The organism is Fluviispira sanaruensis, from assembly GCF_004295685.1.
Classification (GTDB): Bacteria; Bdellovibrionota_B; Oligoflexia; order Silvanigrellales; family Silvanigrellaceae; genus Silvanigrella; species Silvanigrella sanaruensis.
On sequence record NZ_AP019368.1, the window covers coordinates 2,856,501 to 2,862,500 of the forward strand.

General features: G+C 29.4%; 7 protein-coding genes. 5 read left to right on the forward strand and 2 right to left on the reverse strand.

Translation table 11 applies throughout. The features are described 5' to 3' along the window. Positions 1-16: 16 nt before the first annotated feature. From EZS29_RS16370 to EZS29_RS11960, 3 genes are all read left to right on the forward strand, one after another. Positions 17-364 carry an MFS transporter gene (locus EZS29_RS16370; RefSeq protein WP_172603925.1) on the forward strand — a complete coding sequence of 116 codons (348 nt, stop codon included), beginning with the start codon at positions 17-19 and terminating at the stop codon, positions 362-364. Beyond that, on the forward strand, positions 357-1,088 hold the full coding sequence (locus tag EZS29_RS11955; RefSeq protein WP_130610947.1) for an HAD family hydrolase: 732 nt from the start codon (positions 357-359) through the stop codon (positions 1,086-1,088). The genes EZS29_RS16370 and EZS29_RS11955 overlap by 8 nt, the downstream gene beginning before the upstream one ends. 93 nt (positions 1,089-1,181) lie before the next feature. Next, positions 1,182-1,748, forward strand: a complete 567-nt coding sequence (locus EZS29_RS11960) for a hypothetical protein (protein ID WP_130610950.1) — start codon at positions 1,182-1,184, stop codon at positions 1,746-1,748. Positions 1,749-2,367: 619 nt separating this feature from the next. On the opposite strand, the gene EZS29_RS16000 is transcribed toward EZS29_RS11960, so the two are convergent. Continuing rightward, the gene (locus tag EZS29_RS16000; protein ID WP_172603926.1) at positions 2,368-2,544 is read right to left on the reverse strand and encodes a hypothetical protein; all 177 of its coding nucleotides are present in this window, start codon (positions 2,542-2,544) and stop codon (positions 2,368-2,370) included. A gap of 293 nt (positions 2,545-2,837) precedes the next feature. On the opposite strand from EZS29_RS16000, the gene EZS29_RS11965 reads away from it, so the two are divergent. Beyond that, positions 2,838-3,584, forward strand: coding sequence for a papain-like cysteine protease family protein (locus EZS29_RS11965; RefSeq protein WP_130610953.1), 747 nt, complete (start codon positions 2,838-2,840; stop codon positions 3,582-3,584). A 79-nt stretch (positions 3,585-3,663) separates the two neighbouring features. Here EZS29_RS11965 and EZS29_RS11970 read toward each other — a convergent pair whose 3' ends face one another. Next, on the reverse strand, positions 3,664-4,893 hold the full coding sequence (locus EZS29_RS11970) for a hypothetical protein (protein WP_130610956.1): 1,230 nt from the start codon (positions 4,891-4,893) through the stop codon (positions 3,664-3,666). A gap of 218 nt (positions 4,894-5,111) precedes the next feature. On the opposite strand from EZS29_RS11970, the gene EZS29_RS11975 reads away from it, so the two are divergent. Continuing rightward, the gene (locus tag EZS29_RS11975) at positions 5,112-5,978 is read left to right on the forward strand and encodes an isocitrate lyase/PEP mutase family protein (RefSeq protein ID WP_130610959.1); all 867 of its coding nucleotides are present in this window, start codon (positions 5,112-5,114) and stop codon (positions 5,976-5,978) included. Positions 5,979-6,000: the final 22 nt, after the last annotated feature.

Genomic DNA, 6,000 nt, shown 5'->3' on the forward strand with positions numbered 1-6,000 from the left:
AATTATTTTTTCTGCATTGTTCGCATCCTTAAGATGGATACTTTTTCCATTTACAAACTCAATCGGAGAAATTATTTTATGGCAGTGTTTACATGGTTTAAGTTTTGCTGCTTATCACGCTGCACTTATGAGATATTTAAGAGACTATGTACCAGAATATTTACGAGGCACTGCTATTGGCTTTTATTATTCATTTGCAGTTGCTTTACCTATGGGCTGCATGATGCCAATCTCATCTTTTATATTTGAAAAAATGGGTTCGTCAGCATATTTTTTAATGGCAATTATTTCACTATCAAGTGCATTCATTTTATATTTCAGTTTTTCTAGAAAAAAATTATCATTGGTGTCAAAATATGAATAATAATTTCAAATTTAAAGAAATCGCTTTTGATATGGACGGTGTCCTTATTGATTCTAAAAAAATTATTGAAAATAATTGGTCACAAGCAGCCAAAAATTATGGGCTTAAATTAACTTCAGATGATATACAGAACTCCATTCATGGCCGTTCAGGTGAAGAAACATTAGACCTTATATTTCATAAATTTAGTCCGCAAGAAAAACGTCAAATAAAACAATTAGTAGATAATTTAGAAGAAACATCCTCTTGCCAGCTTTTAACTGGCGTACTAGCCTTTATTAAAGAAATTTCTTTGTTAAAAATTCCAATAGTACTTGTAACAAGTAGTTGGAAAGAAAGAATTCTATTTATATTAAAAGAACACAAACTTGAGAATATATTTTTACATATAATAAATAGATATGATGTCAAGAAATCAAAACCGTCACCTGATTGCTATTTATTAGCAGCTAAAAAACTTGGTATTGCTCCTAAACACCTCCTTGTTTTTGAAGACTCCATAAGTGGTATTCAAGCTGCCGTTGAAAGTGGAGCTCTCTGTATAGGTGTAAATAATGATTTGATGGAAAATTACGGTTGCAAAGTAACAATTAAAGATTTTACAGATTTAGATGTAATATATAAAAGGCCTCATATTATAATCAAATTTTATGAAAATGAATTTATCTTTGATAGTTCTGTTTATTCTTCATTCCAAGTTGACCTTCCATGTAACATGAAATAAAATATCTAAGTCAAAGAATATAGATTTTGAGAAAATAAAAAAATACTTCGCTTGTTTTGCTCATTGATAAAAACATTTTTGGAGGAAATATCTATGCGAAATATGTTAAAAACTATTTTATTTTTATCACTCTCCTTCTTCTTACAGAATATATATGCAAGCACTTTATTTAATAATTTAAGCACCACACCTAACACTACAAATATATTTAGGTCAAATGTCTGGTCAGCATATCAATTCACTATTGATAAAATTTCAATAATTAATTCCGTGGAATTGGATGTCGATCAAAATTCAGTCAACGGATTTACTCAATTGCCAAGCGCAAAATTTCGAGTTTATCTAGATAATAACGATAATATTGGCAATCCGGTCACTCTGGGGACTGCAACAGATAGTATTAGCGCATATATCCCATACAGTGAGAACAATAAATTGAATGCCTTTTTTAAAGGAGCAAGTATTGTTCTTCTTCAACCAGGAAAATACTGGATTGTATTCACAAATGATGCTGCAAATGTCGATTATTTTGTCGTAACTAAATTCACACCAAGCTCAATTGGCATGTCGTTTACCGGAAAAGCAGGTTATGTCGGTAATATTACTTATAATGGCTACATCCCGCATATAAAAATTGATGGGAACACTCTCGCTCCTTAATTGATGAGTATTTAAGCCATTTATAATCCTTACGTTAAACGGATTCTTCTATAAAAGGAGAACAATCTTCTCGCACACGCGGCTGCAGTACCGCTTTGACAAAGCATTTCAGCGAAGATAAATTCGCGAAAATTTGAAAGAAAATACATATATTTGATTTTATGAAAGAAGCACTTGCGCTTAAATTTATGAATGTTCACAAAAAAATAAAACTCAATTTATCATACATGAATGTAACCACAATTACTAATTTTTTTTTCTCAAATATTAACGCACGATGACAAAACTCAGAAATATTTTTTTTCTGGAAAATTTTAAGTTTTTTTTACGGGTATTCCATTTTGAGATTTGAATTGAGATTACAAAGCTATATTTTGCAAAAAAACTTTGCTATAAATAGAAAATTATTTACATTTTTAAAATGAGTTATATGCAATTTTTAAATTTAATAATAAATATAAATAGAATGTGCTTCTAATACCATTAATCCCTTGTGCAGCATGTGAAAAGCAAATATCGTTAAATGCTCTTGTATACACTAATTGTGGAGAGATATTTAGCAATTTTATAAAATATCTAAAATTAGCGAAGATTATTAATTTTAATTCTGCTTTATTTTCTACAAGAATATACCACCAGAAGCTTCCATCCTTTGTACATTAACCCGTTTTGCATTTTTAGTGCACAAAAAAGCGACTACTCCTCCAATGTCATCTGCTTCACCTATGCTCCCTAATAAAATCAGTTCAGTTCTGCTAAAAGACTCCCACACCATCACTGCATCTGCTAAACTCATAACCATATTATTTCAAAATTCTCTGCTCGAACTAGTAACAAATGCTAATTATCGTTTTATAGTCATATTTTCTCCTTAAAAAAAATTTTTCAGTGAGACTCCAGCAAAGATAATTTACTATTTTCTATTCTGAAATTTAAGAATTTATTAAAGTGATTAGCTAAATCTAAATTCCCAAATGAAGCATTGTAATTTCTAAAATTATATTTTTCTGATATAATAATAATTGTTTTTGGTAACTTAATTGTGTTACGTAATAATTTTCTTTCATATACGACTAAGGCTAATAAATCATGGCACTTATTGATAAATTAACAGGATGGCATTCGAATCAACCCCTTTTTAAAACCGATGTACTTAGGCTTAGTGGGAAAAAATTTACTGATTTTCCAATATATCTTACAAAATTTCCTAAAAAATTTCCGCCATATATCAATTTAAATTGTGATTTTTTCTTTCAAGAGAAAGTAAATACATGTGGAGATGCAAGTATTCAAATGCTAGCTTCATTTCAAATGCTTCATTTTGGCACAAGCTCAACTTTAATTACAAATCTCAAAAGCATTAATAGCCTTATTTCCAAAAAACGTGGAATGCTTACAGGTCTTTTAGATGATGATATGCATAAGGTTGGAATGAATTCAGTTAACTTACCCCATCAAATACGAAATAATATGAATCATTTCTGTTCCTGGGTTGCATACGCACTCTGTTACTTAGGACCACTTATAACAACGATAAATATCTGCTATGGTAAAGTTCCTCATGCAGTTGTTATTAAAGGTGTAGAAAATCAAACTCTGTTGATACATGATCCTTGGCGAGGCGCAAATCAATACATCCATTATAAGAATTTTATAAAAATTTTTCCTGAATATTGCGAAGATTTTCTATATCTACCAAATATAAAATTAAATAAAATATACCCCTCCCGAGAATCTGATTTACTAACAAACCTATCTTCTCCATTTTATATGGATGAACCAAAACTTGTTCCTTTATACAAACCTTCTTCTCTTTTAAGACCAATATTTGTTTAGACTTTGTCGTTATTTATAATTTTGTTTATTGTAAAAACTTCTTTTTTTCTTCTCTAAATTTCCAGCAAAATAATCAAACTTAACCAATCCAAGCTCCTCTTGCATAACGTGTACACCAATAAATAAAAAATCCTAAAGAATAAACGAAGTAAATTAATAGAATAAACAATCGAACTTTTTTAGAAAATATTTCAAGAATTCTTCCAATGACATAATAGAAAAGAGGAATTGCAAATATAAAACGTGATGTGCTAAAAAAACGATCATAACTCAAAAATTGAATCGCACTGTGTGCACACGAAAAAAGCAAAGCGAGCCAAAAAATGATATCCACTTTTTTTACACCGCCTATCTCATATTCAAGAGCAAATAGTGATTTTTTTGTGTATGTAAAAATCAGAGCTATTAATAAGAATATAAGTGGAAACCAAAATGCCTGAAGATCCCAATTCAAAACATTGTCGGAGCCTCCTACAGAAATGGGAGAAAAAACCACATCCCAATGAAGTCCTAAAACTCTATCCCAAGAGTTTTGAGCTTTAAAGGAAGCAAAAAGACCAAAACCTTTCCAGTATGAAAAGAAAGCAAAGGTCAAAAAGCCTAAAAACATAAAGAGGAGTGTGTACAATAGTACAGAATATGATTTTTTATTGTTAGTATCGAATTTCCAAATTATAAATAGAGTCATTAATATAGAAATAAGAAATGGAGCAAAAATTGGTCTTGTTAGCCCTAGAGAAAAACTGACTATACATATAACGAAATAATCTAAATTAAAAAATATCGGATTTTTTTTATTCCCATTATTATTTAGTATTTTCCTTATAAAATATAGCCAAAGACTGAATTCGAATGTTGCTAAACTCTCAGTATAACCAATACTATGAAAAATTGAAAGCGGATTAAAAACAAAACAAAGAAATAACAATAACGCTGTACTTTTATCAAATGATTTCTTTAAAAATAACCATAAAAAAGGAAGAGAAAGAGAAAAAATAAAAAAAGCTGTAAAATTTGCGACACGCATATAATTAGAAGTCGATGTAGCTGTAGCTATCCCCTTTATTAATAAAGGCCATAAAGGAAACATAGCAAAATCAGAAATAGAATTGTAGCCATTTTTAGCTATATTAATATATATATCGATATCATTTGATTGTTTTTCTAGTAAGAAATACCTATTAAATCCTTCAGGCTTAATAAAACAAAACATAACTATCATAGTAATGAGATAGAGAAGAATAGAAATAGAAATAATCTTAAATGATTTCCATTTTTCAATTCTTTCAAAAATTTTATCAAATGACATATTTTTCCTTTAATTTTTTTATTAAAAATTTCTCACTTTATCTTCTTATTTAATTACTCTTTTTCTATTTAGTAAACAAGTCAAATTTTTAAGTTTACATTTACAAATTCGAGTTATCAAATTTCGAAAACTTTGAATGTAGCTATAAGTTGACATTTATAAAAAGCATGTTTAAATTTACTTTAAATTAATGTGAACAAATCGAGGAAAAACAACTCATGCAAGATAATCAATATTTTGGTAAAAATTTATTAAAATTTTTAGATCAAGGCTCTACTTTAGTTAACATTGGCGTGTTTGATGCAGCTTCAGCAGCAATAGCTGCAAAATTTCCTGAAACAAAAGGTTTATTTATTAGTGGACTCGGTTACACATATTCACGATTTGCTTGGCCTGATGTTGGATTAATTAATTCAAATGAGATTATAAATGCCGCAAAAATAATCAGATCGAATCACCCAAATTTATTTTTAACATGCGATATCGACTCAGGACTTGGAGGAAAAGAACAAATAAGAAGGACTTGTACAGAGTTAAAAAACTTAGAAGTTTCCGCCATCCAATTTGAAGATCAAACTTTAGATGATAAAGTTTGTGGCCATTTAGCAAACAAAAAGGTTCGTCCTTTAGAGGAATCTATTGATCGTTTATCAATTGCCCTTGAGTCTTCTTACCCTGTTCAAGTTATCGCCCGTACAGATGCTTCACTCAAAAATGAAGAAGCTTTTAAGCGATTAGATGCTTTTATAAAAGTAGGTGCAAAGATTGTTCTTGTCGATGGTATTGATGAATGTGAATTGCAAGATGTTATAAAATTCGTAAATAAAAGAGCACATTTAATGGTCAATATCGTCGATGGAGGAAGAATAAAACAACACTCTGTTGACTATTTTCAAAAGTTAGGTATTTCCATTGTAAACTTAAGTGCACCTCTACTTTTTACAGCAATGCATGCTATGAACGAAAGAATGAAGTCCATGATCCGAAATAGTTGGGCTGAAGTATCAGAGAATAAAATGGGGTTAACTACTATTAATGAAATTATGACGCAAAATTATAGAAACTTTTTAGCCAATAAAAAATAAAATTTAAAATTTAAAATTCTAT